1 protein-coding gene is annotated in these 640 nt (G+C 62.0%); it reads left to right on the top strand.

All coding sequences use genetic code 11. From position 1 onward, the window contains the following. A partial coding sequence (locus VBO01S_RS31565; protein WP_062483101.1) for an electron transfer flavoprotein subunit beta/FixA family protein occupies positions 1 to 640 on the top strand: 640 nt, incomplete at both ends.

The following is a 640-nucleotide window of genomic DNA, read 5'->3' on the forward strand; positions in this document are numbered from 1 at the left end:
TGCCTGTCAAACGGGTCGTCGATTACAACGTGAAGGTGCGCGTCAAGAGCGACGGCACCGGGGTGGACATTGCCAACGTCAAGATGAGCATGAACCCCTTCGACGAAATCGCTGTCGAAGAAGCGGTTCGGCTGAAGGAAAAGGGCATCGTGACCGAAGTCATCGCCGTCTCGTGCGGTGATGCGAAGTGCCAGGAAACCCTGCGCACCGCGATGGCCATCGGCGCGGACCGGGGCATCCTGGTCGAGACCGCTGAAGAGCTGCAACCTCTCGCGGTTGCCAAGCTGCTCAAGGCACTGGTCGACAAGGAACAGCCCCAGCTGATCATCCTGGGCAAGCAAGCCATCGACGACGACGCCAATCAAACGGGCCAGATGCTGGCTGCTTTGGCCGACCTGCCCCAAGCCACCTTCGCCTCGAAGGTCGACCTCGCAGCTGACAAGGTCACCGTGGCCCGTGAAGTCGACGGCGGCATGGAAACCCTCACGCTCACGCTGCCGGCGGTCATCACGACCGACCTGCGCCTGAACGAGCCGCGCTATGTGACGCTGCCCAACATCATGAAGGCCAAGAAGAAGCAGCTGGACACCTTCAAGCCCGAAGACCTGGGCGTGGACGTGAAGCCCCGCCTGAAGACCCT

It is taken from the genome of Variovorax boronicumulans NBRC 103145, assembly GCF_001591345.1.
Taxonomy (GTDB): Bacteria; Pseudomonadota; Gammaproteobacteria; order Burkholderiales; family Burkholderiaceae_C; genus Variovorax; species Variovorax boronicumulans.